This window comes from Nocardia grenadensis NBRC 108939 (assembly GCF_001613445.1).
GTDB lineage: Bacteria > Actinomycetota > Actinomycetes > Mycobacteriales > Mycobacteriaceae > Nocardia > Nocardia grenadensis.
On sequence record NZ_BDCJ01000019.1, the window covers coordinates 18,647 to 45,310 of the forward strand.

At 68.5% G+C, this 26,664-nt stretch carries 25 protein-coding genes and 1 other RNA gene; 18 read left to right on the top strand and 8 right to left on the bottom strand.

Annotation, left to right across the window (positions count from 1 at the left end; all coding sequences use genetic code 11):
• Positions 1-321 precede the first annotated feature (321 nt).
• Positions 322-1,959: a phosphoglucomutase (alpha-D-glucose-1,6-bisphosphate-dependent) gene (gene pgm, locus NGR01S_RS20060; RefSeq protein WP_063039385.1), complete on the bottom strand. Its 1,638-nt coding sequence runs from the start codon at positions 1,957-1,959 to the stop codon at positions 322-324.
• Positions 1,960-2,583: 624 nt separating this feature from the next.
• On the opposite strand from pgm, the gene NGR01S_RS20065 reads away from it, so the two are divergent.
• The gene (locus NGR01S_RS20065) at positions 2,584-3,912 is read left to right on the top strand and encodes a D-arabinono-1,4-lactone oxidase (protein ID WP_063039060.1); all 1,329 of its coding nucleotides are present in this window, start codon (positions 2,584-2,586) and stop codon (positions 3,910-3,912) included.
• On the opposite strand, the gene NGR01S_RS20070 is transcribed toward NGR01S_RS20065, so the two are convergent.
• Positions 3,877-4,620 carry an SIR2 family NAD-dependent protein deacylase gene (locus NGR01S_RS20070; protein ID WP_063039062.1) on the bottom strand — a complete coding sequence of 248 codons (744 nt, stop codon included), beginning with the start codon at positions 4,618-4,620 and terminating at the stop codon, positions 3,877-3,879. The genes NGR01S_RS20065 and NGR01S_RS20070 overlap by 36 nt on opposite strands.
• A gap of 488 nt (positions 4,621-5,108) precedes the next feature.
• Here NGR01S_RS20070 and NGR01S_RS20075 point away from each other — a divergent pair, with 488 nt between their 5' ends.
• The 7 genes from NGR01S_RS20075 to NGR01S_RS20105 all read left to right on the top strand — a co-directional run bounded on the left by NGR01S_RS20075 (position 5,109) and on the right by NGR01S_RS20105 (position 9,894).
• Complete coding sequence (locus NGR01S_RS20075) at positions 5,109-5,297, top strand: hypothetical protein (RefSeq protein WP_084481526.1); 189 nt, start codon at positions 5,109-5,111, stop codon at positions 5,295-5,297.
• 64 nt (positions 5,298-5,361) lie between these two features.
• On the top strand, positions 5,362-5,595 hold the full coding sequence (locus tag NGR01S_RS20080; RefSeq protein ID WP_063039067.1) for a WLR motif membrane protein: 234 nt from the start codon (positions 5,362-5,364) through the stop codon (positions 5,593-5,595).
• 49 nt (positions 5,596-5,644) lie between these two features.
• On the top strand, positions 5,645-6,118 hold the full coding sequence (gene smpB, locus NGR01S_RS20085) for an SsrA-binding protein SmpB (RefSeq protein ID WP_063039068.1): 474 nt from the start codon (positions 5,645-5,647) through the stop codon (positions 6,116-6,118).
• 86 nt (positions 6,119-6,204) lie between these two features.
• Positions 6,205-6,573: a transfer-messenger RNA gene (gene ssrA, locus NGR01S_RS20090) on the top strand.
• A 311-nt stretch (positions 6,574-6,884) separates the two neighbouring features.
• Positions 6,885-7,787 carry a metal-dependent hydrolase gene (locus NGR01S_RS20095; protein WP_063039070.1) on the top strand — a complete coding sequence of 301 codons (903 nt, stop codon included), beginning with the start codon at positions 6,885-6,887 and terminating at the stop codon, positions 7,785-7,787.
• Positions 7,784-8,902, top strand: coding sequence for a PDR/VanB family oxidoreductase (locus NGR01S_RS20100; RefSeq protein ID WP_063039072.1), 1,119 nt, complete (start codon positions 7,784-7,786; stop codon positions 8,900-8,902). The genes NGR01S_RS20095 and NGR01S_RS20100 overlap by 4 nt, the downstream gene beginning before the upstream one ends.
• Positions 8,903-8,928: 26 nt before the next feature.
• The gene (locus tag NGR01S_RS20105) at positions 8,929-9,894 is read left to right on the top strand and encodes an alpha/beta fold hydrolase (RefSeq protein ID WP_084481472.1); all 966 of its coding nucleotides are present in this window, start codon (positions 8,929-8,931) and stop codon (positions 9,892-9,894) included.
• A gap of 48 nt (positions 9,895-9,942) precedes the next feature.
• Here the strand turns inward: NGR01S_RS20105 and NGR01S_RS20110 are convergent, their stop codons facing one another.
• The 3 genes from NGR01S_RS20110 to recQ form a co-directional block, all read right to left on the bottom strand.
• Positions 9,943-10,917 (bottom strand): helix-turn-helix transcriptional regulator, encoded by a 975-nt coding sequence (locus NGR01S_RS20110; RefSeq protein WP_063039074.1) that lies wholly within the window; start codon positions 10,915-10,917, stop codon positions 9,943-9,945.
• Positions 10,918-11,026: 109 nt separating this feature from the next.
• A complete protein-coding gene (locus NGR01S_RS20115) occupies positions 11,027-12,022 on the bottom strand; it encodes a hypothetical protein (RefSeq protein WP_157107350.1) in 996 nt (331 codons plus the stop codon).
• 101 nt (positions 12,023-12,123) lie between these two features.
• Entirely contained in the window at positions 12,124-13,992 is a 1,869-nt protein-coding gene (recQ, locus tag NGR01S_RS20120; RefSeq protein ID WP_245664681.1) for a DNA helicase RecQ, read from the bottom strand.
• A 176-nt stretch (positions 13,993-14,168) separates the two neighbouring features.
• Between recQ and NGR01S_RS20125 the strand changes: the two genes are divergently transcribed.
• Entirely contained in the window at positions 14,169-15,140 is a 972-nt protein-coding gene (locus NGR01S_RS20125) for an SMP-30/gluconolactonase/LRE family protein (protein WP_084481528.1), read from the top strand.
• A 135-nt stretch (positions 15,141-15,275) separates the two neighbouring features.
• Complete coding sequence (locus NGR01S_RS20130; RefSeq protein ID WP_157107351.1) at positions 15,276-15,827, top strand: DinB family protein; 552 nt, start codon at positions 15,276-15,278, stop codon at positions 15,825-15,827.
• A gap of 57 nt (positions 15,828-15,884) precedes the next feature.
• Here the strand turns inward: NGR01S_RS20130 and sigJ are convergent, their stop codons facing one another.
• From sigJ to NGR01S_RS20145, 3 genes are all read right to left on the bottom strand, one after another.
• On the bottom strand, positions 15,885-16,826 hold the full coding sequence (gene sigJ, locus NGR01S_RS20135; protein ID WP_063039389.1) for an RNA polymerase sigma factor SigJ: 942 nt from the start codon (positions 16,824-16,826) through the stop codon (positions 15,885-15,887).
• Between the two features lie 108 nt (positions 16,827-16,934).
• The gene (gene hisN / locus NGR01S_RS20140) at positions 16,935-17,720 is read right to left on the bottom strand and encodes a histidinol-phosphatase (RefSeq protein WP_063039084.1); all 786 of its coding nucleotides are present in this window, start codon (positions 17,718-17,720) and stop codon (positions 16,935-16,937) included.
• Positions 17,721-17,793: 73 nt separating this feature from the next.
• Entirely contained in the window at positions 17,794-18,384 is a 591-nt protein-coding gene (locus NGR01S_RS20145) for an NADPH-dependent FMN reductase (RefSeq protein WP_063039086.1), read from the bottom strand.
• A 140-nt stretch (positions 18,385-18,524) separates the two neighbouring features.
• Between NGR01S_RS20145 and NGR01S_RS20150 the strand changes: the two genes are divergently transcribed.
• From NGR01S_RS20150 to NGR01S_RS20180, 8 genes are all read left to right on the top strand, one after another.
• Positions 18,525-19,379 (top strand): helix-turn-helix domain-containing protein, encoded by an 855-nt coding sequence (locus NGR01S_RS20150; protein ID WP_063039391.1) that lies wholly within the window; start codon positions 18,525-18,527, stop codon positions 19,377-19,379.
• Positions 19,380-19,444: 65 nt separating this feature from the next.
• The gene (gene prfB / locus NGR01S_RS20155) at positions 19,445-20,566 is read left to right on the top strand and encodes a peptide chain release factor 2 (protein WP_063039393.1); all 1,122 of its coding nucleotides are present in this window, start codon (positions 19,445-19,447) and stop codon (positions 20,564-20,566) included.
• A 61-nt stretch (positions 20,567-20,627) separates the two neighbouring features.
• Positions 20,628-21,500 carry a mechanosensitive ion channel family protein gene (locus NGR01S_RS20160; protein WP_063039088.1) on the top strand — a complete coding sequence of 291 codons (873 nt, stop codon included), beginning with the start codon at positions 20,628-20,630 and terminating at the stop codon, positions 21,498-21,500.
• On the top strand, positions 21,487-21,651 hold the full coding sequence (locus NGR01S_RS31070) for an Rv3103c transmembrane domain-containing protein (RefSeq protein WP_157107352.1): 165 nt from the start codon (positions 21,487-21,489) through the stop codon (positions 21,649-21,651). Before NGR01S_RS20160 ends, NGR01S_RS31070 begins: the two co-directional genes overlap by 14 nt.
• A 56-nt stretch (positions 21,652-21,707) precedes the next feature.
• A complete protein-coding gene (gene ftsE, locus NGR01S_RS20165) occupies positions 21,708-22,397 on the top strand; it encodes a cell division ATP-binding protein FtsE (RefSeq protein ID WP_039826181.1) in 690 nt (229 codons plus the stop codon).
• Positions 22,397-23,302: a permease-like cell division protein FtsX gene (ftsX, locus tag NGR01S_RS20170; RefSeq protein WP_063039090.1), complete on the top strand. Its 906-nt coding sequence runs from the start codon at positions 22,397-22,399 to the stop codon at positions 23,300-23,302. The genes ftsE and ftsX overlap by 1 nt, the downstream gene beginning before the upstream one ends.
• A 241-nt stretch (positions 23,303-23,543) precedes the next feature.
• Positions 23,544-24,953, top strand: coding sequence for an acyl-CoA dehydrogenase family protein (locus tag NGR01S_RS20175; RefSeq protein ID WP_157107353.1), 1,410 nt, complete (start codon positions 23,544-23,546; stop codon positions 24,951-24,953).
• Between the two features lie 40 nt (positions 24,954-24,993).
• The gene (locus NGR01S_RS20180; protein WP_063039094.1) at positions 24,994-26,214 is read left to right on the top strand and encodes an acyl-CoA dehydrogenase family protein; all 1,221 of its coding nucleotides are present in this window, start codon (positions 24,994-24,996) and stop codon (positions 26,212-26,214) included.
• The last annotated feature ends 450 nt before the right edge of the window (positions 26,215-26,664 follow it).

Genomic DNA, 26,664 nt, shown 5'->3' on the forward strand with positions numbered 1-26,664 from the left:
AGGAGCGGTCCGCGGGGGTCGCGGAGGCGAGACGGCCGCTTCCGGCTCCCTGCCCTTTCCCGGCGCTCACCTCGGGACCGGCGCAGCCCGTACTGTTGACCGGCCCCTGGCTCCAGGCGATCCTTTTTCAGGACCGGCCCGCTCGCCGGACCGCACTGTCGCCCGACCCCGGCTCGGGGAATGCTTCCCGGCCGGCCCGGGCTCGTCGTCTCGCCCTGCCCGGCGAGCAGCCCCGGCTCCGGTCCCATTCCTGGACCGGCCCCGGGCGGCGTCTTCCCGGGCCGATCCGGGCGGCGTCGACCCGGACCGGCCCCGACCCCGCTACCCGTCGGCCAGTACCCGCCCGACCATCTCCCGGGCCTCCTCCTGGACCTGCGCGAGGTGCTCGGCGCCGTGGAAGGACTCGGCGTAGATCTTGTACTTGTTCTCGGTGCCCGACGGCCGCGCGGCGAACCAGGCGTTCTCGGTGCTCACTTTGAGTCCACCCAGCGCGGCGCCGTTGCCCCGGGCCCGGGTGGCGATATCGGTGATGGGTTCGCCCGCGATCTCGTCGCCGGTCACCTGCTCGGAGCTGAGACCGGCGAGCAGTTCCTTCTGGGCGGGGTCGGCGGGAGCATCGATCCGGGCGTAGGCGGGGCTGCCGTAGCGGCGTTCCAGTTCGTGGTAGCGGGTCGAGGGGCTCTGCCCGGTGACCGCGGCGATCTCGGCGGCCAGCAGGGCCAGCAGGATTCCGTCCTTCTCGGTGGTCCATACGGTGCCGTCCATCCGGAGGAACGATGCGCCCGCGCTCTCCTCACCGCCGAAGGCGAGGCTGCCGCTGAACAGTCCCGGCACGAACCATTTGAACCCGACCGGGACTTCGTACACGTCGCGGCCCAGCACACTCACCACCCGGTCGATCATCGAGGAGGTGACCGCGGTTTTACCGATCTTGGTGAGCGCGTCCCAGCCGCGCCGGTTGGCCACCAGGTATTCGATGGCCACCGCGAGGAAGTGGTTCGGGTTCATCAGGCCGCCGTCCGGCGTGACGATGCCGTGCCGGTCGGCGTCGGCGTCGTTTCCGGTGGAGATGTCGTAGTCGTCGCGGATCGCCACCAGCGAGGCCATGGCGTGCGGGGACGAGGGATCCATCCGGATCTGACCGTCGCTGTCGAGCGTCATGAACCGCCAGGTGGGGTCCACACTCGGGTTCACCACTTCCAGGTCGAGGTCGTAGCGCTGCCCGATCTCCTCCCAATAGTCGACGCTGGCACCACCCATGGGGTCGGCGCCGAGCCGGATCCCCGCGCCCCGGATGGCATCCAGGTTCAGTACCGCGGGGAGGTCGGCGATGTAGTGGTCGAGGTAGTCGTAGCGCTGCACCGAGTCCATCGCCCGGGTGAGCGGAGCGCGCTTCACCTCGGCCAGGCCGCCGCGCAACAGTTCGTTGGCGCGTTCGGCGATGCTGTCGGTGGCGCCGGTATCGGCCGGGCCGCCGTGCGGGGGGTTGTATTTGATGCCACCGTCGCGCGGCGGGTTGTGGGAGGGAGTCACCACGATGCCGTCGGCCTGGGGCCGGGCGCCGTCCCGGTTGTGGCGCACCACTGCGTGACTCAGCGCGGGGGTCGGCGTGTAGCGGCCGCGGGAATCGACCACGGCACCGATCTCGTTGCCGGCCAGTACTTCCAGGACCGTGGTCCACGCGGGTTCGGACAGTGCGTGGGTGTCGCGGGCGAGATAGACCGGTCCGGTGATGCCCCGGGTCGCCCGGTATTCGACCACAGCCTGGGTGATGGCGAGGATATGCGCCTCGTTGAAGGTGCCGTCCAGACTCGAACCACGGTGCCCGGAGGTACCGAAGATCACCCGCTGGGTGGGTTCGGCCGGGTCGGGTACCCGGCTGTAGTACGCGGTCACCAGCCCCGGAACATCCACCAGATCGCCGGGGCGGGCGGGCCGTCCGGCTCGATTATGGGCCATGCCCGGGTCTCCCTTCGTGGTCGGCCGCACGCGGCTGGTCATCGTGATCACCCGAACGGCCCTGCGGCCGCGTCCGGTGCTCCGGACCTTCCCGACACCATCATGACCCGACCCCTCTCGCTCGTACCGTACTGCGTTCAGCTCGTGCCGTACTGCGTTGCCACACCGTGCCTTCCGGCCACCGCACCGGCGGGCGGACCGGGCCGCGACGGTAGCAGGATGGGCACACCACCACTCGGACCGGACCTCACACCGGCGGCTACCGGTCCGAGAAGTGTACGAACCCGGCCGGGGTGGCCGGAACGGGTGGTGAACCCTGCCGCTCGCGCGGCACCGGCAACCGTCCGGCGGGTCCTGGATGGATGCCGATGCCGGTGACGAGCAGCTACCGTCATATCGGGCGGAGGGGGCCGGCCGCGGTGGAACCGCCGAATCGACGGCGCCGCAAATGGTCCCGAGCGCACCGGGATCGATTCGGCCGGATCGAAACCGATTCCGGTTACGGTCGAGCAGGTCAAGACCGCCGAACCAGGTCCGATGCCGATCCGGCGGCGCTGAGCTCCCGCAATCCGAATCTCCGCGCTTTTTCCCCATCGGCCGCCCTCTTCCCCTAGAGTTGGACGTGTGACCAAGTTATGGGTGAACTGGGCCGGTGATCAGCAATGCACACCGGCTCGCCTGTGTGCGCCGCGCGATCACGCGGAACTGGCCGCCGAACTCGCCCGCGCGGCCGAGGAGGGACACCGGGTCCGCGTCGCGGGCTCGGGCCACTCGTTCACCGATACCTGCCTCACCGACGGCGTTCTGCTCGACCTGTCCCGGCTGAACCGCGTCCTCGCGGCGGACCCGGCGACCGGTCTGGCCCGGGTACAAGCGGGAACGACCCTGGCGGCACTGAACGCCCGGCTCGACGACTACGGCCTGGCATTTCCCAACTTGGGCGATATCGATGTCCAGACCATCGCGGGCGCCACCGCCACCGGCACCCACGGCACCGGCGGCCGGCTACCCAATATCTCCGCCGCTCTGCACGCGGTGGAACTGATGACATCCGACGGCCATATCGTCGAACTGACCGAGGAGTCCACCCCGCAGGCCTGGCGTGCCGCCCGGGTCGGACTCGGGGCCCTGGGCGTGGTCACCGCGTTCACTCTGAAACTCGTCCCCTCGTTCGTCCTCGAAGGCGTCGAACGCCCGGTCCCGGTCGACGAAGTACTGGCCGATCCGGACTCGTATATCGACGGCAACGACCATTTCGAGTTCTACATGTTCGCGCACAGCCCGATCGCCATGACCAAGCGCAACAACCGCGTCGACCTTCCCGCCGCGCCGCGCCCCGAGCTGGTGGACTGGTTCGCCGATACCCTGCTGTCCAACCACGCCTTCGACGCGCTGTGCCGGCTCGCCCGCCGCCGGCCCGCGCTCATTCCGTGGATCCAGCGCGGCGCCGCCTACGCGGGCAGCTACCGCCGCCAGGTCGATCGCTCCTACCGGGTGTTCACCAGCCCCCGGCTGTTCCGCTTCACCGAAATGGAATACGCGATCCCCCGCGAGCATTCCGTCGCGGCGATCCGGGAGATCAAAGAGACCGCGCGGCGTTTCGACAGCCCGATGCCGATCGAGGTGCGCTGGGTGGCGGGTGACGACGCGTTCCTCTCCCCTGCGGGCGGACGCGCCACCTGCTATATCGCGGTGCATCAGTACCAGGGCATGGACCACGAGCCGTTCTTCCAGGCGTGCGAGGCGGTCTTCGACCGCTACGACGGCCGCCCGCACTGGGGCAAACGCCACTATCAGACCGCGGACACACTGCGCGGCCGCTATCCCGACTGGGACCGCTTCGCGGCGGTGCGCCGGCGCTACGACCCCGACGGCCGGTTCGCCAACGCCTATCTGGACCGGGTCCTCGGTCCGGTGTCAGCGACCGAGGATACGGTCGACCAGCTCGGGTAGTGCGGTGCCGATCGGTTCGCGCACGACCTCGGTCGCGAGCGAATCGTAGGGCGTGGGTTCGGCATTGACGATGACGAGATCGGCACCGGCCGATACCGCCCGCCCGCACAGTGAGGCCGCCGGCTCCACCTGCAACGAGGTCCCCACCGCCAGGAAGATCTCGGCCGTCTCGGCGGCCAGCGTCGCTTTGATCAGCGTGCGGTGATCGAGGGCCTGGCCGAACATGATGACATCGGCCTTGAGGACTCCCCCGCATTCCGGGCAGGGTGGATCCGCCTCACCGCCGGCCACCCGCTCCAGCGTGGCGGCCATGGTGGCGGTGTAGTCGCACTGCACACAGACGACGTCGAACATGTTGCCGTGGATTTCCACCACCCGCTGCGGGGTGGATCCGGCACGCTGATGGAGCCTGTCGATGTTCTGGGTGACGATGGTGAGCGCCCGGCCCGCTCGTTCGAGGTCCACCAGCGCGCGGTGGGCGCCGTTCGGTTCGGCCGCCCACGCGGGGTTGTCCCGGCGGGCGAGCCACGATTTCTCGCGCAGTGCCGGATCGGCCAGGTAGTGGTCGTAGGTCGACAGCAGTTCGGCGATGGGGTCTTCGGTCCAGACTCCGCGCGGTCCGCGGAAATCGGGGATACCGCTGTCGGTGGAGATTCCGGCGCCGGTGAGTGCGGCGATCCGGCCGGCGCGTGCATGCCAGTCGGTCACCGCCCCGCCTCCGGCCCGCCGCGCGCCGCGCGGGGCAGCGTCACCCGAGGGGTTGGATTGCACATGCCACGAGCTTAAGCAGCCGGGACCGCACACGCCTTCGAACAGGCTCCGGCCAATCGTTAGCAAACAATTTGCTGCATTTCGATTCGGCTTCCAGAGCCCGTGAAATCCTCTGTTCGCAATAGTCGCCCATAAACCGACCCAAAGTCTTTTAACAGGCATTTTTCCGAAAGATCACGAGCTCATCGCACAATTGCACGATTTCACCGGCGCCGCCGTGATCGCCGTCTCTTGATTTGCTGAGTGGTTTCCAGGAGGAGATTTATCCGTTACTGTTAACACATCCACACCGCCACCGAAACGGAGGTTCTGCCATGGCTCGCCACCGCATTCCCCGTCCGGCAGACTCGCGGGTCGGATACCACATTCCGAGTGATTACGGCAGTCACGGTTTGGTAACTCACGCCGCCGGGTACACCGAAGATATGACAGCTTTGCGCAACCGACCCACCCGGATCGCCGGCATGGAATGGGGCACCGCACTGCTGGCCCTCGCCACGTGCCTCATCTTCAGCACCAGCATCGCCGCCATCACACAATCCTTCGCGGCCGCACTGGTCGCCACCGCGAGCATTCTCCTCGGCCTCGGTATCGCCCTGCGAATCCTCAGATAAGCTCACCGGCCCGAATTCGCGCGCCCCGCCCACGAATATCTGCCCGCGCGGCTAGTCTGCGAGCATGGTATCCGGGGACGGGTCCGACGACACCATCGGCGGAGACGAGAGCGGTACCTCCGGCGAAGCGGCCGATGGTCCACCGCGGCGCCGGCGCGGAGACGCGGCAGTCGAGAGCGGCTGGCTCGATCGCCGGACCCGGCCGTATGCCACCGGCAGGCCCCGGCTCTCCACCGCCCTGCTGATCCTGGCCTTCGCCGCTGTGCTCGTTCTGTATCTGATCCTGCAACCCGGCTGACCAGCGACCGGGAATAATCCGGTTGCCGCGGCCGCTTAAGGTTGTCGTTATGAAGGAGAACGGGCGCAAGGTCATCGCGACCAACCGCCGGGCACGGCACAACTACACGATCCTGGACATCTACGAGGCCGGGATCGCGCTGGTCGGTACCGAGGTCAAGAGTCTGCGTGAGGGCAAGGCCTCACTGGTGGACGCCTTCGCGACCGTAGACAACGGCGAAGTGTGGCTACGGGGCCTGCACATCCCGGAGTTCAGCCACGGCACCTGGACCAACCACGCACCGCGCCGGGTCCGGAAGCTGCTGCTGCACAAACGGGAGATCGAGCGCCTGGTCGGCAAATCGCGCGAGGGCAACCAAACCCTCGTCCCGCTGTCGATGTACTTCTCCGACGGCAAGGTGAAGGTGGAGCTGGCCCTCGCCAAGGGTAAGCAGGATTACGACAAACGGCAGGATCTGGCCCGGCGGACCGCCGAACGCGAGGTCACCCGCGAGCTCGGCCGCCGCATCAAGGGCATGCGTTGAGCAGTCCCGGCGGCACCGGGAAAAAGGAATGAACCACGGTGGGTCAGGTGTTAATATGACTAGCCCGGCAAGGTGCCGGGACGTACGGGGCTGAACGGTTTCGACTGCGTACGTAGATTCAGGGGAAGCGTGTCGGTGCAGGCAAGAGACCACCGTAAGCGTCGTTGCAACCAATTAAGCGCCGATTCCAATCAGCGCGAGTACGCTCTCGCTGCCTAAGCGATAGCGTCTCTGTCGGCCCGAGGTTCGCCCTCGGCTTCGGTGCCGGCATCAGCTAGAGGGCTCACCGCGCGACTCGGTCGCGGAGTAGTGCGGGACATCCAACAGCGACTGGGATCGTCATCCCGGCTTGTTCGCGAGACCGGGAGATCCGAGTAGAGGCACAGCGAACTGCACACGGAGAAGCCTTGATGACGCGGCGGAGGACCCGGGTTCGATTCCCGGCAGCTCCACCAAAGGCCCGCAGGTCACCGACCTGCGGGCCTTTTCTGTGCGCTGGTACCGGCGAGTGCTCCGCGAGGCCGGGCCGATCCGGCGGTGGCGCACGGACCGGAACGCCGCAATCCGGTGCGCGTCGAGGATCTCGACGCACGGTTCCCGGGCGTGCTGAATCCGGTCGCGGGCTGGGAGCCGCCGACGGTCATGCATTCCTGTTACCCATCTTTTCTGTAACTCATCGTCCCACTAATGTGTATCATCACAGGTTCCGGTACATCGCCTGCCGCGACGCGTCGCCGCTGGTACCGGTGACGATCGAGGAGGATCGATGAGGCTGTTCGGTACTGCCGCCCCCGTCCGGGCGACCGATCCGGGAGACATCGCGTTGCACGCGCGCGATGTGCGCTTCGACTGGGCCGAGATCCCACTGCACTGGATGACCGCCGAACCCATCGCCTCCCATGTGATGAACTCGCTCAACCTCCTGCTACCCGAAGGCGAACGCAGTTTCCTGACCACTTTCGGCGAAGCCCTCCCGTTCGTGCGGGACGAGAAACTGCGCGAGGATATGCTCGGCTTCATCGGCCAGGAGTCGATGCACGCCGAAACTCACGCCGGCTCGCACGATATGCTGCTCACCGCCAACGGCATCGATCCGCGGCCGTTCCTGCGGCAGGCGGAATACCTGTTCCGCAAAACCGTCGGCCCCCGGCAGGGGACCGGGACCCGGGCCGGGCGCCAGCAGCTGGTCGACCGGCTCGGGGTCATCGCGTCGCTGGAACACTTCTTCGCGTTCCTCGGCGACTGGGTGCTCAACAGTGACCTGGAACAGTTCGACGCCGACCCGCGCATGCTCGACCTGTACCGCTGGCACGGCGCCGAAGAAGTGGAACACCGCAATGTGGCCCACGATGTCGCCGAATACTTCGGCGTGGGCTACTTCCGGCGCGGCGCGCTGATGCTGCTGGTCTTCCCGTCGTTCCTGGTACTGCTGGTGCGCGGCACCAAATATCTGGTGCACCGGGACCCGTCCCTGCCCGACCTGGGCTATCCGCGGCTGCTGCTGCGGATCTTCGGCGCCATGCGGCGCGGTGCGCTACCCGGCGTCCCCGCCCTGCTGATCAGTGCGCTGTCGACGTTCCGGCCGGGATACAGCCCGGAATCGGTGGGTTCCACCGCGCAGGCGATCGCCTATCTGGCGCAGTCCCCGGCCGCCCGGGCGGCCTCGTGACCGTCGCCGGCCCGCATCCGAGGGCGTCGCTTCCGCTACCGGCCGACCTATACGGCAGACCGCGTCGCGACCGGACCCTGCGGCTGCTCGACGCCGTGGTGGACGCCCGCATGCGCTGGACCGCCCTCACCAATCGGCGCGAGCCGACATCGCGCGCGGACGACAGACGGCTCGGTGTCCGCGTCGTCGAGCGGCGGATCCGGGCGCACGACAACGAGGTGGTGAGCCTGCGGCTGGCCGCGGCCGACGGCCGGGCCCTGCCGAGGTGGCGACCGGGCGCACATCTGGATGTGGAACTGCCTTCCGGGCGGCTGCGCCAGTACTCGCTGTGCGGGGACCCCGCCGATACCCGGACCTACCGGATCGCGGTCCGGCGCATCCCCGACGGCGGCGGAGGCTCCGAGGAGGTGCACCGGTCGTTGCGGGTCGGATCCGCGCTGACGGTGCGGGGCCCACGCAATGCGTTCCCGTTCGCGGTACCGGGCCACGGCTCTCCGGCCACCCGGCTACGGTTCGTGGCCGGAGGTATCGGTATCACCCCGATCCTGCCGATGATGCGACTGGCCGACTCCCTCGGCATCGACTGGACCGCGCTGTACACCGGACGTGCCCGCGAGACCCTGCCCTTCCTCGACGAGGTCGAGTGCTTCGGCGACCGGGTCGCCGTGCGCACCGACGACCGATCCGGGCTGCCCACCGGTGCCGAACTGGCGGACGGCGTGGACCGGGGTACCGCGGTGTACTGCTGCGGTCCGGCACCGATGCTCGGTGCGGTCACCACCGCCCTGCGCGGGGTCTCGGGTGTGGAACTGCATTTCGAACAGTTCTCGGCGCCGCCGATCGTGAACGGGGTGCCGTTCGAGATCGAATTGGCCCGCAGCGGCGAGGTACTCGCTGTCCCGGCCGACCGGTCCGCCCTGGACGTATTGCTGGCGCACCGCCCCGACCAGCCGTACTCGTGCCGCCAGGGTTTCTGTCGCACCTGCCGGGTACAGGTCCTGTCCGGTACACCCGACCACCGCGATTGCGTCCTGACCCCGGCCGAACGTACCGCCGGTGACCTGCTGGCATGCGTATCACGCTGTGCGGGTGACCGTCTGGTACTCGACCTCTAGCATTCCGTGAGCACCGAGGAGTAAGCGTGACCGAATCCGGCAACGAACCCATCGCGACCCGGCGCACGGTGCGCAGCGGCGCCTTCGACCTCGCGGTCTACGAGTACGGCGACCCCGCCGCCGATACCGTGGTGCTGGTCCATGGCTGGCCCGATACGAGCCACCTGTGGCACGGGGTGATCCCGCTGCTGGCCGATCGATTTCACGTGGTGGCCTATGACACCCGCGGTCACGGCGCCTCCACCCGCACCGGCCGGGTCGCCGATTTCCGGCTCGCGGAACTGGCCGCGGACTTCTTCGCGGTCGCCGACGCGGTCAGCCCCGACCGGCCGGTCCACGTCCTCGCGCACGACTGGGGTTCGGTCCAGGTCTGGGAGGCGGTCTGTGAGCCGCGGGCGGGCGGGCGCATCGCCTCATTCACCTCGGTCTCCGGCCCGAACCTCGACCACCTGGGCAAATGGGTGCGCGACCGGCTCGGCCGGCCCGGCCCGCGCAATATCTGGCAGCCTTTCACCCAGTTGCTGTCCTCGGCCTACACCGGGTTCTTCATGACCCCCGGTCTGCCGCGACTGGCGTTCGGCCTGCTCGCCACCGAGCACCGCTGGCGCCGGGTCATCCAGCTCATGAACGACACCGAACCGTCGACGATCTTCTTCGCCCCGACACTGAAGCGGGATATGGTCGACGGTCTGCTCATCTACCGCGCGAATATCTTCGCGCATCTGCTGAATCCGCGCGAACGCACCACCGACGTACCGGTCCAGCTCATCGTCGCCGGTCGCGATATCGCCGTGCGGCCGGCCGGTTACGACGATACGGGCCGGTGGGTCTCCCGGTTGTGGCGCCGCGATATCCCCGCCGGACACTGGATGCCGTTCTCCCATGCCGCGCTACTGGCCACCGCCACCACGGAATTCGTGGAGGCACTGCGCTACGGCGAGGTCGCCGTCGGGGTCACCGCGCTACGGTCCGGCGCGCAGCCGTCGCGCTGATCGCGGGCGATCCGGCCCACCGGCACGAACCGACCTGCTCCGGGCCGCTCACGACACGGCGGGTCGCCGGGTGGCGCGCCGGAAGCGTTCGCCCCAGACCCGGATGTGCTCGACCAGTTCCGGGGGTTCCAGAACCTGGAACTCGGCGTCGAGCGATCCCAGTGTCAGGGCGGGCCAGTCCAGCGAATCGGTGGTCATTGTGATCCGGCAACGGCCCGCGTCGATCTCCTCGACACTGCCCCAGCGTCCGAGACGCTGCCGCACCGACTCCGCCGGGGCTTCGACCAGTGCCTCGATCCGATGCAGATGCGGCATATTGTCCACGCCGGAACGGACGAACTCCGCGGCGTCCGCGGTGGGCAATTCCCGTGGTCGGAAACGCGCCCCGTCACCCGCCGGGCCGGTGAGCCGGTCGACCCGGAAACTGCGCCAATCGTGGCGGGTCAGGTCGAAGGCCACCAGGTACCAGCGCCGGCCCAGAGCGACCAGGCGATGCGGTTCGACATGCCGGACGCTTCGGCGGCCGTCGGCGGCGGTGTAGGTGAAGCGCAACCGCTCGCTGTCGCGGCAGGTCAGGGCCACCGTGGCGAGCGACGCCGGATCGAGGGCGGCGGAACGGTCGCCGCCCCAGTCCGCGGGCACCGTCATGGCCCGGATCGCCTCCACCCGTTTACGCAGCCGGGGCGGCATCACCTGCACTACCTTCGCCAGCGCGCGTACCGAGGACTCCGCGACGCCCTCCACCATGCCCTGCGTTGCGAACTGCAGTCCGACCACGAGTGCCACGGCTTCGTCGTCGTCGACCATCAGCGGCGGTAGCGCCGCCCCGGCGGCGAGCTGGTAGCCGCCGTCGACACCGCGTTGCGCTTCCACCGGATACCCCAGATCGCGCAGCCGGTCGATATCGCGCCGCAGGGTCCGCGGCGAGACTCCCAGCCGCTGCGCCAGCTCGGTGCCGGGCCAGTATTTGTGGGTCTGCAGCAGCGACAGCAGGCGCAGCGTCCGCGTGCTCGTATTGGCCATACCGTCGATTGTTCTCGAATTGCGGTCGGTTATTGGCCGCTGGGTCCGGATTTCGCTGAAGACCGGCCGGCACCACGAGTTCGCCGCCGTTCCGGGCCCGGCGCCCCGGCTAGTGCGTTCCGAGTGCCCGCAGTGATACGCCGGTGATGGTGTCGGCGAAGATTGAGCCGTCGGCGTGCTTACGGCCGTAGACCATGATCGGGGCACCCTCGGCGATCGCCTCGATGGTGGTGGCGATCAGCACGTAGATCTTGGTGTGGTCATCGGTGTGCACCACGACCTCCGAATGGCTGATCTCGCTCTTCACAGTGAGCGTGCTGCCGTCGTTGGTGAGCACCTTCCCCCATACGAAACCGGCCCCGATATCGGGGGATTCCGCAGCCGGCGCCGCGGTCTCGCGGGGCGTCATGGTCGAGGCGGCGATGGCCGCGGTCGGGGCGGCGGCCGAGTCGGAATCGGTCGTCCGCCCGAGGTAGAAGAATCCCACGGCGAGCAGCACAGCCATCCCGAGGCACAGGCCGAGCAGCGCGTGGCCGCCGACGGGAAGCAGTTCCAGAGCTTCGGCGTCCGGTCCGGTCCACACCGGATTCACGGTCTCGGGAGGCGGGCCCGCATGATGGGGCACTCGCGCCGTCGCCGCCGGGCCGGCCGGTATCCGGGCCGGGTGCGGCACCGGCGGATCGGGCACGGTCCACCGCCGTCCGCCGTCGTCGACAGCGGATTCCGTGGGCCGGCGTTCCGCCGGCGCCTGCTCGGCGAGGAGATCCGTGGATCGGTCCCGCTTCGGGTCGCATTCCGGTCGGCCGAGTGCCGAGGGTGATGCACTCGGCGCGGGGCCCGGCCCGCGGCCGGGCGGGCACTCGGCTAGATCGTCCTCGCTGTCGGACTCGGCGTCCTCGGCCCGCATATCGGCCGCGAGGCCGGAGTCGTGCGCGGCGGTTCCGAGTAGCCGCACCGAGTCGAGCGACCCGGTAGCTGCCGGGCGATTGCGGTGCGCCCGAGACCTCGCGGCCCGGATGACTCCCGGGTCCAAACTGCCGAACTGGTCGGCGGACAAGCCCGCGCGGTGGCGCGACCGCGACCACGGAGTGTGCTTGTTGGACATACTGCCAGGTTAGGTCCTCTGTTCAGGCCCCTATCGTCACTGACGGGAGGAATCATAGGATGAAAGCGGCTCTGTCACAGCAGGTTCCGCCCACCCTTGGCTCATCCGGCCGCCAGCACCTCGAGAACCTGCTCCCCGTAACGGGACAGCTTGTTCTCGCCGACACCGTTCACCGTGCCCAGCTCCCGCAGATCGGCGGGCTTGCGGGCGGCGATATCGCGGAGGGTGGCATCGTGGAACACCACGTACGCGGGAACACCCTGTTCCTTGGCGGTGTCGGCCCGCCACTGCCGCAATTTCTCGAACAGCGCGGTATCGGCGGTATCGAGATCGGCAGGCGCGGCTCGGCCGGATTTCGCGCTGCGCGCCGCTCGCGCGGGGGTGGGCCGCTCCGGTTCACGGCGTAGCGCGACGGTCCGGCCGTCGAAGAGCACGGCTTCGCTGGCCTCGGTCAGGGTGAGCACCCCGTAATCGCCGTGGACCGCGAGCAGCCCCTGGGCCAGCAGCTGCCGGACCACCCCCCGCCACTGGGTGTCACGCAGATCGGTGCCGACGCCGAACACGCTGAGTTCGTGGTGGTCGTACTGCTGCACCTTCTGGTTCTTCTTGCCGAGCAGGATATCGATGAGATGACCCGCGCCGAAGCTCTGCCCGCGCTCCCGTTTCAAGCGCAGTACCGCCGAGAGCAGTTTCTGCGCGGCCACGGTGCCGTCCCACGATTCGGGCGGGTTCAGGCAGGTATCGCAATTGCCGCACGGCTGCGGCGACTGACCGAAGTAGGCCAGCAGCCGGGCCCGGCGACAGTCGACCGTCTCGCACAGGGCGAGCATCGCGTCCAGGTGTAGCTGCAACTGACGGCGGTGCGCGGCATCTCCGTCGGAGGTCTCGATGAGTTTGCGCTGCTGCACCACGTCCTGCAGGCCGTAGACCATCCACGCGGTGGACGGCAGCCCGTCCCGCCCGGCACGTCCGGTCTCCTGGTAGTAGCCCTCGACGGATTTGGGCAGATCGAGGTGGGCGACGAACCGCACGTCGGGTTTGTCGATACCCATACCGAAGGCAATGGTCGCCACGACCACCAGGCCCTCCTCGCGCAGGAAGCGCGCCTGGTTCTCCGCGCGGGTACGGTTGTCCAGGCCCGCGTGGTACGGGACGGCCCGGATACCGTTCTCGGTGAGGAACGCGGCGGTCTTCTCGACGGAGTTTCGGGACAGGCAGTAGACGATGCCGGCGTCGCCGGGATGCTCGGCGCGCAGGAACTCCAGGAGCTGCCGATCGGGCCGGTTCTTCGGTTCGATGCGGTACTGGATATTCGGCCGGTCGAAACTGGCCACGAAGCGGCGGGCACCGCCCAGATCGAGCCTGGTGATGATCTCGTCGCGGGTCTTCTCGGTGGCGGTCGCGGTGAGCGCGATCCGGGGCACGTCGGGCCAGCGTTCGTGCAGCACGGACAGCGCCAGATAGTCGGGCCGGAAATCGTGACCCCACTGCGAGACGCAATGCGCCTCGTCGATCGCGAACAGCGCGATCCGGCCCCGGTCGAGCAGTTGGGCGGTGGATTCCATCCGCAGCCGCTCCGGCGCCAGATACAGCAGATCGAGTTCGCCGGCCGCGAACTGCGCTTCCACGGTGCGGCGTTCGTCCGGGAACTGGGTGGAGTTCAGGAAGCCGGCCCGCACCCCGAGCGCGCTGAGCGCGTCCACCTGGTCCTGCATGAGCGCGATCAGCGGGGAAACCACCACTCCGACGCCGTCGCGGACCAGCGCGGGAATCTGATAACACAGCGATTTGCCACCGCCGGTGGGCATGAGCACCAGCGCGTCGCCACCGCCGATCACCTGGTCGACGATCGCGCGCTGTTCGCCCCGGAAACTGTCGTAACCGAAGACCCGGTTCAGAATCCGCTGTGCCGCATCGGATTCGGCACCGGACTCGGGCACGGGCACGGGCGGGGCTTCGGGGGCTTCCACGCGGCCCATCCTACGAGCACCACCGGACAACCTGCGGGGCGTCCGGCGCGGACGCCGAGGTCCTGCGCGTAGTGCATACATGTGGATGAACCGGGATCCGCCGCCACCGCCGACACCGTGACCAGGGGCGCGCCGAATCGCGCGGTACCGCCGTGGATCACTTAGGTTTGTCCGGTATGGCATCCAGAACACGATCGCGCGCCCGGTGGGCGATGTGCACCGCCGCAACGGCAGCAGCGGCCTGGGTGAGCGCGGCGCCCGCGCACGCACAGGAATTCCCGGCCATGTGCGCCGACGGCTGGCAGGCGACCACGATCGTCGAGGGGGTCGGCAATCTGGAGAACCTGGATTCCGACGGGGCCGGTGGCTTCTATGTCACCGGCATCGTCGACGGCTACCTCGCCCACGTATCGGCCGACGGGTCGTTCGAGAAGCTGGTCACCGGACTGCAGCATCCGGCAGGCGTCCGGGTGGCCGGGCGCTCGGTGTACTTTCTGACCGGCGACGGGGTGACAGATCCGCCGGGCACGCTCCAGCGCTACGACCTCGACACCGGCGCGGTGACCGTGCTCCGCACCGGGCTCAACGGCCCGAACGGCCTGCTGTTGCTTCCCGACGGGGACCTGCTGATCAGCACGATCGGTCTGTCGCGGGCACCCACCGGAATCGCCCGGTACCGGCCGTCGACGGGTGAGTTCACGGAATCGTGGTCACCGCTCCCGCTGACCAACGGCCTGGCCCTGGCCCCCGACGGGGAATCGATCTACACGGACAATCTGACCATGCGGATCTTCCGGATCCCCCTGGATTCGCCCGCCGAGGCGCAGGTGGTCGCGGGGCCTCCGAACCTGCTCACCGTTCCCGACGATATGGAGGCCACCCGCGCCGGTGACCTGTACGTCGCCGATCACGGAGTCGGCGCGATCTACCGGGTGGACCCGGCCACGGGGGCCGGATGCGCGATCATCGCGGGCCTGATCAGACGGCCCGACCCGGTCCGGACCGTGCCCGATGGCACCACCTCGGTGCGGATCGCCCGCGACGGCGAGTCGTGGGCACTGTTTGTGACGGGGATGGACGGGGCGCTGCGGCGGTTGAACCCGCCCCCGGATATAGATCTGACACCGGCCGACGCCACGCATCGCTGATCGGAATTGCCGGCTCAGAGATAACTTTCGGAAGATCCGAACTGTCGCGCAATTGAGGTCGGAAAGTGGCCGCTGAGGGTCATATCGTGCTTCTCGAACACGGAATCCACCGAACCCTTACGGAAGGCGAAGATCTTGAGCGAGAACTCCACCCGCCCCCGGCCCGACACCGCCGCGCCCCTGTCCGGTGAACGCGCCGACCTGCTGGCCGAACTGCGGGCCGCGCGCTTCTTCCTGCGCTTCACCGCCCGCCAGCTGACCGAGGAACAGGCCGCGGCCCGCCCGACTCCCAGCACACTGTGCGTAGGTGGCCTGATCAAACATGTGACCGGGGTCGAGCGCGGCTGGGTGGATTTCATCGTCGACGGAATCTCTACCTCGAAGGATTTCGACGAACTGACGCCCGAGGATTTCGCGGCCCGGGAGAACGAATTCCGGATGCTGCCGGGTGAGACGCTCGCCGGGGTCCTCGCCGCCTACGACGAGGTGGCGCGCCGAACCGACGAGATGGTGGCCACCCTGCCCGATCTGGATGCGAAGTGGCCGCTGCCCAAGGCGCCCTGGTTCCAGGAAACCCACTGGTCGACGCGCCGGGTACTGCTGCACATCATCGCCGAGACCACGCAGCACGCGGGGCACGCGGACATCATCCGCGAGGCGATCGACGGCGCCAAGACCATGGGCTGACGGACCGGGAGGACCCCGCGCCCGCGCCGGGCGCGGGGCTCTGCCGCGTGCGGTAGGTCACCACTGTGCGTCGAGCGGGCGGTGGGGGCCGGCGGCCGCCCACTCCCGGGTGAGACGCGCCAGCTTCGCGGGCGCGACCTGTACACGCAGCGCGGCGATTCCCGTGGGAGCCATTTCGAGGCACAGGACGCCGTAGATTCGTCCGCTGACCTCGATCACGATCGCGGGATCGCCGTTGAGCACGGCCGCGTAGAAGGTGAGGTCGCCGCCGACGAAGGTGCGTTTGGCGCCGGTCGGGCGGAACAGCGTGCGCAGATAGCGGGCCACGGCGGCCGCACCCACCACCGGGCTCTTATGGGCCGGCACGGCGCCGCCACCGTCGGCCACGCTGACCACGTCACCGGTGAGCAGCCGGATCAGCGGCTCGGTATCGCCGCTGAGGGCGGCGGTGAGAAATTCGTCGGCGATCCGGCGCGCGGCCACCGCGTCGACCTCGATCCGGGACCGGCCGCCGAGATGCTGCGCGGCCCGGCGGTAGATCTGCTGGCAGTTCGATTCGGTGAGATCGAGGATCTCCGCGATCTCCCGGTGCGGATACCCGAACGCCTCGCGCAACACGTACACCGCGCGCTCGTTGGGGGTGAGCCGTTCCATCACGGTGAGCATCGCGAGCGAGACCGACTCGCGCTGCTCGGCGGTCTCGGCGGGACCGAGCATCGGACTCCCGGCCAGGACCGGCTCCGGGAGCCACTGCCCGACATAGGTCTCCCGGCGGGCCCGCGCCGAGGTGAGCTGGTTGATGCAGAGGTTGGTGAGCACCTTCGTCAACCAGGCCTCGGGCGTCTCGATCAGCTCCCGGTCCACCGCGTGCCACCGCAGGAACGTTTCCTGGACCGCGTCCTCGGCATCGCCGGCCGACCCCAGCAGCCGGTAGGCGATCGCCTCCAGACGGCGTCGGGCCCCCTCGAAGAGATCGGCCTCGTGCGTGCTGAGCGACATCAGCCCATAGTCGGCCATAGACGCAGCTCGCGTCCACCGCCGCGGATCCGGGCGCAGCACGGTGCCGAACCCGGGCGGTCCCGGGCGGGCGCCGCGGTGCACTGCGGACTAGCCGCGGAGGCGGAGCAGAACCTGCTGGTGCAGCCGTCCGTTGGAGGCCACCGCGTCCCCGCCGTGCGGGCCGGCGCGACCGTCGAGGGCGGTGAAGGTGCCGCCGGCCTCGCGGATCAGGATGTCCAGCGCGGCCAGATCCCACAGCGACACCTCGGGTTCGGCCGCGATATCCACCGCCCCCTCGGCGACCAAGCAGTAGCTGAAGAAGTCGCCGTAACCGCGGACCCGCCACACCTCGTCGGTGAGGTCGATGAACTGCTCGCGCAGACCGCGGTCCCGCCAGCCGGACAGGCTGGAGAACGCGAGGCTGGCCGCACCGAGATCGGCGACGGCGCTGACCGTGATGGGCTGCGGCGCACCGGGATGGAAACTCGACCACGCGCCCTGGCCTGCCGCGGCCCACCAGCGGCGGGCCAGCGCGGGCGCGCTCACCACACCGACCACCGGCACACCGTCCTCCAGCAGGGCGATGAGAGTGGCCCACACCGGGACGCCGCGCACGAAATTCTTGGTGCCGTCGATCGGATCGACGACCCATTGCCGGCCGGTGAACTCGGCCGTACCGCCGAATTCCTCGCCGAGCACCGCGTCCTCGGGGCGGCCGTGCCGCAGCATCCGGCGGATCGCCTCCTCCACGGCCAGATCGGCATCCGATACCGGAGTGAGGTCCGGTTTGGCATCGACCTTCAGGTCCAGCGCGCGGAACCGTTCCCGGGTGATCGCGTCCGCTTCGTCGGCCAGCCGCAATGCGAGTTCGAGGTCAGAGGAGTGAGCAGCCACACCCGAACACTATCGAGTCGGTCCGGGCGCGGCCGCGCGCCGTGCCGTCCTCCGTCCGTGGGGCGGTCCGCCGTCAGGCCGCCACCGCGCGGGCCGCCACCAGTGCCTCCGCCCACCAGTGCAGCCGATCCAGCATGACCTGGGCCGCGGCCTCCGGTTCCGCGGGTGCGAGCAATTGCCCGTCCTCCCCGAACAGCAGGTAGTAGCGGGGGAAGGAGACGTATTCGCGCACCGTGTGGGCGTCGAGTTCGTTGAACACCTGCCGGAGCTGTTCGATGGCCGGCAGTCCGCCGCTGGCCCCGCTGTAGCCGACGAACGCGATGGCCTTGCCCTGCCACTGGGTGAAATGCCAGTCGATGACGGCTTTCAGCGAGGCCGGGAAGCTGCGGTTGTAGTCGGGGGTGACGATGACGAACGCGTCGGCGGCCGCGAGCCGAGCGGTCAGGTCGAGCATTCCGGCGGGACGCTGCGGGTCGGGCTCGAGCGCCGGGGAAACGGCGGGTAGCGCCAAGGGGATTTCGGCGTCGGCCAGGTCGATCACGTCGATCTCGAACCGGTCGTGGCGGGCGGCCTGCGCGGTGATCCAGGAGGCGACGACCGGCCCGAAGCGGCCCTCGCGGACGCTGCCGATCAGCACCGCGAGACGTAGGGGCGTAGTGGACATGGTGTGCTCCGTTCTGCTCGGGCGGCCCGGCGGCCGCCGGAATCGAATCTGCCGTCCCGCGCGCCGCGGTGGGAGACCGCGCCGAGAGTGGTACTGCCACGGCCACCCTGAACGGCCGGCCCGCCGCTACCGTGGGCCTCGTGAGCGCGAACGAGATGGGCCTGTTCCTGCGCAGCAGGCGCGACGCGGTGACACCGGCCCAGGTGGGGCTGCCCACGGGCGCGCGCCGCCGGGCGCCCGGACTGCGCCGAGCCGAACTCGCCACGCTGGCGGGGGTCAGCGTCGAATACATCACCCGTCTCGAGCAGGGGCGGGACCGCAATCCCTCGCCCCAGGTCCTCGCCGCGCTGGCCGACGCGCTGGGACTCGCCTCCGCCGAACGGATCCACCTGTACCGCCTGACCAAGGCCGATACCGGGTTCAACTGCATGGGCCGGGCCCGGCCGGGTCGCGAGATCCGGCCGACGATCCGGGCCCTGCTCGATCAGCTCGACCCCGCGGCGGCGGTCGTGGTCAACCGGCTCACCGAGGTGCTGGCCTGCACCGAGGGCTACCGCAGGCTGATGGAACCGACCGGGGCGCTGGACGGGGCGCACTGGTCCAATCTCGCTCATTTCACCTTCACCGATCCGCGGGCCCGCGCGGTCTACCCGGATTGGGATCATCTGGCCGACCACTTGGTCGCCACCCTCAAACAGGGTCCTTTCCGTGCCGATCCGGAGATCGCGGCGCTGGCCGACCAGCTCACCATCACCGCGGGTGCGGCGTTCACCGACCGTCTCGCCACAGTGCCCAATCTGCCCGCCGCCACCGGCGTGACCCGGATGACTCATCCCACGGCCGGGACTCTCCGGCTGGCCTTCGAAACTCTGGACCTGTTCGCCGACGACGATCAGCAGCTGATCGTCCACCTGCCCGCCGACCCCGCGACGGCCACCGCGCTGGACCGCCTCGCCGGCCACCGCCCCGGCAACCTGCGGGCCGTCCCGAGCTGACCGGCGGCGGTTTCCGCGGGCCGCGCGGTACACCGCGACGGACGCTCCTAGTAGCCTTGAACACCGTGCATCCAGACGTGACCGCCGACCTCGCCGAACTCGACGCAACCCTCAAGACCGTCGAATCGGTCCTCGATATCGAGGAGCTGCGCCGCCGCATAGACGAACTGGAGCACCAGGCCGCCGATCCCGAGCTCTGGAACGACCAGGATCACGCGCAGCGGGTCACCAGCGAGCTCTCGCACGCCCAGGGCGAACTGCGCCGAGTCGAGGAGTTACGGCAGCGGCTCGAGGATCTGCCGGTGCTCTACGAGCTGGCCGAGGAGGAAGAAGGCGAGGCGAAGACCAGCGCACTGGCCGACGCCGACGCCGAACGGGCCGCGCTGCACACCGATGTGGAGGCGCTCGAGGTCCGCACCCTGCTGTCGGGCGAGTACGACAAACGTGACGCGCTGGTCAATATCCGTTCCGGCGCGGGCGGCGTGGACGCGGCCGACTGGGCCGAGATGCTGATGCGCATGTACATCCGCTGGGCCGACCGGCACAAGTACGCGGTCGAGGTCTACGACACCTCCTATGCCGAAGAAGCCGGTATCAAGAGCGCCACCTTCGCGGTGAAGACGCCGTACGCCTACGGCACCCTCTCGGTGGAGATGGGCACGCACCGGCTGGTCCGGATCAGCCCGTTCGACAACCAGGGCCGCCGCCAGACCTCCTTCGCGGAGGTCGAGGTGCTGCCGGTGGTGGAGACCACCGACCATATCGAGGTCCCGGAAACCGATATCCGGGTCGATGTGTACCGGTCCTCCGGACCCGGCGGCCAGAGCGTCAACACCACCGACTCGGCGGTCCGGATCACCCATATTCCCACCGGGATCGTGGTGACCTGCCAGAACGAGAAATCCCAGCTGCAGAACAAGGTGTCGGCCATGCGGGTGCTGCAGGCCAAACTGCTGGAACGCAAACGACAGGAGGAGCGCGCCCAGATGGATGCGCTCAAGACCAACGAGGGCGCGTCCTGGGGCAACCAGATGCGGTCCTATGTGCTGCACCCGTACCAGATGGTCAAGGATCTGCGCACGAACTTCGAGGTCAACAATCCCTCGGCGGTACTCGACGGCGATATCGACGGATTCATCGAATCCGGGATCCGCTGGCGGATGAGTACAGTGCTGCAGGAGAGCTAGCGGACCCGGATCCGGGACGTCGCAAGCCGTTTCGGTGATGCACGGGAGAGCAGGTGGTCTGATGCATGCGGAGGGGGCGCTGTCGCTGGCCGCGCCGGCGTTGTCTTCGGAGGTCACCTCATGGCTGCGGTCGTCCGGCCTGGAGATCGTGCTGCTGATCCTCGGGGCGATGCTGTTCGCCCGCTTCGCCACCTACCTGCGCGACCGGGTCACCCAGAAGATCGATTCCGGGTTCCGCGGCGGCGACGCGCTGGTCCGCTCCGAGGAGGCCAAGCACCGGCACGCGCTGGCGCAGGTGCTCACCTGGGTGGTGCTCACCGTGGCCTACGTGCTCGTCGCCATGGAGGTCCTGGGGCGGATCGGATTCTCGATGTCGGGCCTGGTCGCACCGGCGGCGGTCCTGGGTGCCGCGCTCGGTTTCGGCGCGCAGCGCATCGTGCAGGACATCCTGGCCGGGTTCTTCCTCATCACCGAACGGCAGTACGGGTTCGGCGATGTGGTGCGGATCGCGGTGACCGGTATCCAGGATCCGGCCGAGGGCACGGTCGAGGATGTGACGCTGCGGGTCACCAAATTGCGCAACCCGGACGGTGAGGTGATCACCGTGCCGAACGGCCAGATCGTGAAAGTCACCAATCTGTCCAAGGATTGGGCCCGGGCCGCGATCGATGTACCGGTCTCGGCCAGTGCCGATATCATCCGGATCAACGAAGTGCTGCACGAAGTGGGCGGCGAGGCCTACCGGGACCCCCGCCTCGAACCGCTGCTGCTCGACGAGCCGACGGTGATGGGCGTGGAGGACCTGACCGTGGACCAGATGAACATCCGGATGGTCGCCCGGACGCTGCCGGGTAAACAGTTCGAGGTGAGTCGCGAGCTACGGGTGCGCGTGGCCGCGGCCATGCGCCGGGAGGGCCTGCATGCGCGCCCGTAGATCCACGCTGATCCTGGCGTGCGGCTGGGTGGCGACCTTCGTGCTGTACCTGTTCGTCAAACCGGACCAGATCACGCCCGCGAAACCGGAGCCCGCCCCCGCCGTACCCGCCGTCCATCAGGTCCCTGTCCAGGTACTTCCGGCACGCTAGCGGGTACGACACGGCCCGCGGGCCGCTTCGTTATCGAATGGTTACACTGACTCCTCGTGATCACCCTGCGCAACGTCAGCAAGTCGTATCCGACCGCTACGCGACCAGCGCTGGAAAACATCACCGTCCATATCGACAAGGGTGAGTTCGTCTTCCTCATCGGTCCGTCGGGTTCGGGTAAATCGACCTTCATGCGGTTGCTGCTCAAAGAGGAGACACCGACCGCGGGCGAGATCTCGGTCGCGGATTTCCGTGTCGACCGGCTGCCGGGGCGGAGGGTGCCGCGTTTGCGGCAGCGGATCGGATGTGTTTTCCAGGATTTCCGGCTGCTGCAGCAGCGCACCGTCGCCCAGAACGTGGCCTTCGCGCTGGAGGTGATCGGCAAACGACGACAGTTCATCGACCGGACCGTGCCCGAAGTACTGGAACTGGTCGGGCTGGGCAGTAAGGCCGACCGGCTGCCCACCGAACTGTCCGGCGGCGAACAGCAGCGGGTCGCCATCGCCCGGGCCTTCGTCAACCGGCCGCTGGTCCTGCTGGCCGACGAACCCACCGGCAACCTCGACCCCGAGACGAGTTACGAGATCATGCTGCTGCTCGAGCACATCAACCGGATGGGCACCACCGTGCTCATGGCCACCCACGATCCACTGATCGTGGACGGTATGCGCCGGCGGGTGGTGGAACTCTACGAGGGTCATCTGGTCCGCGATCAGGCCGACGGCGGTTACGAGGTGCGCCGGTAATGCGGGCGGGATTCCTGTTCGGCGAGGTCTCCGAAGGACTGCGCCGCAATGTCACCATGACCGTCGCCATGATCCTGACGACCGCGGTCTCGCTGACCATGCTGGGTGGCGGTCTGCTGGCGGTGCGGATCGCCGACAAGACCGAACAGTACTTCTTGGACCGACTCGAGGTACGGCTGTATCTCACCGAGGACGTCTCCGCGACCGATCCGGATTGTGTGAACGATCCGTGCCGGACGCTCATGGCCGATCTCGAGGCCGTCGACGGCGTGCAGAACGTGCAGTACCTCAACCGGGACGGCGCGGTCCGGGAGGCGAAAGAGAAAACTTTCAAGGACCAGCCGGAACTGGCCGAATACGTGAGCGAGACGCCACTGCCGGCCTCGCTGCGGGTCAAGATGACCGACGCGTCGCTGTACCCGACGATCTACGAGCAGTTCTACGAGCGGCCCGGCGTCGGTATGGTCCGCAACGACAAGGACATCGTGGACCGGCTGGTCAGCCTGTTCGACGGCCTGCGCAACGCGGCGTTCGGTATGGCGCTGCTGCAGGCGGTGGCGGCGCTGCTGCTGATCGCGAATATGGTGCAGATCGCGGCCTTCACCCGGCGTACGGAGGTGAGCATCATGCGCCTGGTGGGCGCCACCCGCTGGTACACCCAGCTGCCGTTCCTCCTGGAGGCGGTGGCCGCCGCGCTGGCGGGCGGTCTGCTGGCCACGGCCGGCCTGTTCGTGGCCCGGCCACTGGTGATCGACCGGGCCCTGGGCGATCTGTTCGCCAGCAATGTGTTCCCGCAGATCACCTTCGACGACATCTTCACCACCGCGCTCATGGTGATGCCGGTCGGCGTGCTGTTCGCCGGTCTCACCGCCTACGCGACCCTGCGCTGGTACGTGCGGGAATAGCCGGCCGGAGTCCGCGGTCCGGGTGACGACATCTCCCACCCGCGGTAACTCCGGTGACCGAGAACGCCCGCCCCGGATTCCGGGGCGGGCGTTCTCGGCTTCATCACCTGCGCGTTCCCCGCGCGCGTCCGCGCACCAGGACGTACGGACCACTCGACGCCTTTCTTACTCCGCAGTAAGATAGCCTTACTCCGCAGTAAGATACCTCGGGGTCCGACCCTCACCCCCGCGCGAGAAACAGGTGATGATGAGCATTCGAGACAGCGCTACCGAGCGGCGGTCGCCGGGCGGCGTCCGCCAGGAGAACGGGGTGGGCCTGCACCAACCCAAACGGGACTGGATGGGCGCCGCCATGCGGGTCATGTCGACCATCACCGGTTCGGAGCTGGCCGAGAAGTACAACCTGCGCAAGCCGATCGACCGGGTCACCTACCAGAGCACCAAAACCGGATTCCGCACCCTCGGCGCGGCCACCCGTGCCTTCAACAAGGTCGCCGGAGGCGGGGCACCCAAACGGCTCCCGGACAACGAGTCGAAGACCAAGGACTATTTCGACCTCACCCCCACCGACGAACAGCAGATGATCGTCGAGACGGTACGTGAGTTCGCGGCCGAGATCCTGCGTCCGGCCGCGCACGACGCCGATGATGCCGCCGCCGCGCCGGCCGATCTGCTCGGCCGGGCCGCGGAACTGGGTATCACCCTCATCAATGTGCCCGAAGAGCTCGAGGGCGCGGCCACCGAACGCGGCGCGGTCACCAATGCGATGGTCGCCGAGGCGCTCGGGCACGGCGATATGGGTCTCGCGCTGCCGATGCTCGCACCGAGCGGTGTCGCGGTCGCGCTGTCCCAATGGGGTACCGACGCTCAGCAGCAGACCTATCTGCCGGCCTTCACCGGTGAGAACGTCCCGCAGGCCTCCGTGGTCATCAGCGAACCGCGGGCCCTGTTCGACCCCTTCGCTCTGCAGACCAAGGCGGTCCGCTCCCCCAGCGGATACCGGCTGACCGGGGTGAAGAGCCTGGTTCCCGCGGCCGCCGACGCCGAGATCTTCATCGTGGGCGCCGAACTCGACGGCCGACCGGCCCTGTTCGTGGTCGAATCCGACGCCGAGGGCCTGTCGGTGGAAGCCGATCCGAGCATGGGTCTGCGCGCGGCCGGCCTGGGCCGGCTGGTCCTGGACAATGTGGCCCTCGCCGCCGACGCCGTCCTCGGCGAGGGCGATGCCGCGCAGCACGCGGCCGACTACCGCGACGCCGTCCAGCTCGCCCGCCTCGGCTGGGCTTCGCTGGCCACCGGCACCGGGCAGGCCGTACTGGACTACGTGATCCCCTACGTCAACGAGCGGGAAGCCTTCGGCGAACCGATCAGCCACCGCCAGGCGGTCGCGTTCATGGTCGCCGATATCGCCATCGAACTCGACGGTCTGCGCCTGGTCACGCTGCGTGGCGCCGCCCGCGCCGAACAGGGCCTCACCTTTGCCCGCGAAGCGGCGCTGGCCAAGAAGCTGGCGGCGGACAAGGGTATGCGCTTCGGACTGGACGGTGTCCAGTTGCTCGGCGGCCACGGCTTCACCAAGGAACACCCGGTCGAACGCTGGTACCGCGATCTGAGGGGTATCGCGGTCGCCGAGGGCGTGGTGTTGGTCTGAGTTCCCGGCGCAGTCACAGCTCTTTTCCCAGGAGATCTCCATGATCAATCTCGAACTTCCCAAGAAACTGCGGGCCAGTGCCAATCAGGCGCACCAGGTGGCCGCGCAGATCTTCCGGCCCATCTCGCGCAAATACGATCTCGGCGAGCACGAATACCCGGTGGAACTCGACACCATGGCCGCCATGGTCGACGGACTCAGCGATTCGGGCACGCAGAAGATCAGCGGGGCCAGCGGCGGACGCTCCGACGACGAGGCGCCTTCCACCGCTGTGCTTGTCAACGCCAACGGCGGCAATATGTCGGCGCTGCTCAACGCCCTGGAAACGTCTTGGGGCGATGTAGGACTGATGCTGTCCATCCCATACCAGGGGCTGGGCAATGCCGCGATCGCCGCGGTGGCCACCGACGAACAGCTGAAACGGTTCGGCAAGGTGTGGGCGTCGATGGCTATCACCGAACCGAGCTTCGGATCCGATTCGGCCGCGGTCACCACCACCGCCGTTCTCGACGGCGACGAATGGGTGCTCAACGGCGAGAAGATCTTCGTCACCGCGGGGCAGCGTTCCACCCATATCGTGGTGTGGGCGTCGGTGGACCGCAGCCTCGGCCGCGCCGCCATCAAATCGTTCGTGGTCCCGCGGGACGCTCCCGGTCTGTCGGTGGCCCGGCTCGAACACAAGCTCGGTATCAAGGCCTCCGATACCGCGGTGCTGTTGCTTCAGGACTGCCGGATCCCGAAGGACAATATCCTCGGCAGCCCGGAAGTGAACGTGGAGAAGGGTTTCGCGGGGGTCATGCAGACCTTCGACAACACCCGGCCCATGGTCGCGGCCATGGCCATCGGCGTCACCCGCGCCGCGCTCGAGGAACTGCGCACCATCCTCACCGACGCGGGTATCGAGATCTCCTACGACACCCCGCCCAACAATCAGCACGCGGCAGCGGCCGAGTTCCTGCGAATGGAAGCCGACTACGAATCCGCGTACCTGCTGGCCTTGCGGGCGGCCTGGATGGCCGACAACAAGAAGCCCAACTCGCTCGAGGCCTCGATGTCCAAGGCGAAGGCGGGTCGCACCGGCACCGATGTGACGCTGAAGTCGGTCGAACTGGCCGGCGCGGTCGGCTACTCGCAGCGGTTGCTGCTGGAGAAGTGGGGCCGGGACTCGAAGATTCTCGACATCTTCGAGGGCACCCAGCAGATCCAGCAGCTCATCGTCGCCCGCCGGGTTCTGGGCAAGACCAGCGCCGAACTGAAGTAGGCGGCAGGTGGGCCGGTGTGAGCTCGTCCGGCGGGCGCACACCGGTCCATATCGCTTCCGGGCGACGTCGGAGCCGCCCGGCAGTCACGGCAGCGGCACCCACGGGCTACGGCCGGCGCCGTCGCGGGCGAATGTACCGAACACGACTTCAGCGAAATGGTTACCGAAGGCCAGGTCACCGGTGGCGGCGATTCGTCGACCAGCCGGTGGCGCGCCTGTGCCTGCCTACCCGACCCGATCGTGGTCCGCGTCCGAGGACCAGTGCGGATACCGGACCTGTAGCGGCGTGTGCAGGGCGGCACCCAAGGCGAGCAGACGCCAGCGAACTACGGACCCGACTACTCGACCTGGTCGCGGCCGATTCGCCGTTACGGCCCCTCACCCAGCAGGACCAGCACACCCTGCAGCAGTTGCTCCAGCTCGCGGTCACTCCGGCTGATCCGGCGGTAT

Excerpts from the sequence above, each read along its gene's own strand:
- NGR01S_RS20075 (WP_084481526.1), top strand. The coding sequence starts at position 5,109 with ATGACAGCTTTGCGCAACCGACCCACCCGGATCGCCGGCATGGAATGG.
- smpB (WP_063039068.1), top strand. The coding sequence starts at position 5,645 with ATGAAGGAGAACGGGCGCAAGGTCATCGCGACCAACCGCCGGGCACGG.
- NGR01S_RS20145 (WP_063039086.1), bottom strand. The coding sequence starts at position 18,384 with ATGTCCACTACGCCCCTACGTCTCGCGGTGCTGATCGGCAGCGTCCGC.
- ftsX (WP_063039090.1), top strand. The coding sequence starts at position 22,397 with ATGCGGGCGGGATTCCTGTTCGGCGAGGTCTCCGAAGGACTGCGCCGC.
- NGR01S_RS20125 (WP_084481528.1), top strand. The coding sequence starts at position 14,169 with ATGGCATCCAGAACACGATCGCGCGCCCGGTGGGCGATGTGCACCGCC.
- NGR01S_RS20095 (WP_063039070.1), top strand. The coding sequence starts at position 6,885 with ATGAGGCTGTTCGGTACTGCCGCCCCCGTCCGGGCGACCGATCCGGGA.
- NGR01S_RS31070 (WP_157107352.1), top strand. The coding sequence starts at position 21,487 with ATGCGCGCCCGTAGATCCACGCTGATCCTGGCGTGCGGCTGGGTGGCG.
- NGR01S_RS20080 (WP_063039067.1), top strand. The coding sequence starts at position 5,362 with ATGGTATCCGGGGACGGGTCCGACGACACCATCGGCGGAGACGAGAGC.
- sigJ (WP_063039389.1), bottom strand. The coding sequence starts at position 16,826 with ATGTCGCTCAGCACGCACGAGGCCGATCTCTTCGAGGGGGCCCGACGC.
- NGR01S_RS20115 (WP_157107350.1), bottom strand. The coding sequence starts at position 12,022 with ATGTCCAACAAGCACACTCCGTGGTCGCGGTCGCGCCACCGCGCGGGC.
- NGR01S_RS20160 (WP_063039088.1), top strand. The coding sequence starts at position 20,628 with ATGCATGCGGAGGGGGCGCTGTCGCTGGCCGCGCCGGCGTTGTCTTCG.
- NGR01S_RS20110 (WP_063039074.1), bottom strand. The coding sequence starts at position 10,917 with ATGGCCAATACGAGCACGCGGACGCTGCGCCTGCTGTCGCTGCTGCAG.
- NGR01S_RS20180 (WP_063039094.1), top strand. The coding sequence starts at position 24,994 with ATGATCAATCTCGAACTTCCCAAGAAACTGCGGGCCAGTGCCAATCAG.
- pgm (WP_063039385.1), bottom strand. The coding sequence starts at position 1,959 with ATGGCCCATAATCGAGCCGGACGGCCCGCCCGCCCCGGCGATCTGGTG.